This window comes from Gilvimarinus algae (genome assembly GCF_030518215.1).
GTDB classification, from domain to species: Bacteria; Pseudomonadota; Gammaproteobacteria; order Pseudomonadales; family Cellvibrionaceae; genus Gilvimarinus; species Gilvimarinus algae.
Genome location: NZ_JAULRT010000050.1, coordinates 1 through 383 on the forward strand (window position 1 = coordinate 1; position 383 = coordinate 383).

1 pseudogene is annotated in these 383 nt (G+C 57.2%); it reads left to right on the forward strand.

The window, feature by feature from the left end:
- Positions 1–106: 106 nt before the first annotated feature.
- Positions 107–383 (forward strand): annotated as a pseudogene (locus QWI16_RS07450) (transposase); the annotation flags it as partial.

Consider the following 383-nt stretch of genomic DNA (forward strand, 5'->3'; position numbering starts at 1 on the left):
CGCAGCGCGATAGGTCGCATCTGAGGACTCGATTAGTCAAATCTGAATCGCCCCTGGTTTCGTAGACACCTCCAAGCCTCATAATGAGGCCCAAATAGGAGGTGCCATGAGTCGTCAGCGTTACCCCGAAGAATTCAAGATCGAAGCGGTCAAGCAAGTGACCGAGAAAGGCAAACCCGTCGCCGATGTCGCCCAGCGCCTGGGCGTGTCCGTGCATAGCCTTTACGCCTGGATCAAGGTCTACAGCAAGCCCCAAGAGCAGCGTCAGCAAGACGACGATCAGCAGGCCGAACTGCGCAAGCTGCGCGCTGAACTCAAGCGCGTGACGGAAGAGCGAGACATCTTAAAAAAGGCCGCCGCGTACTTTGCCAAGGAGTGCGGCT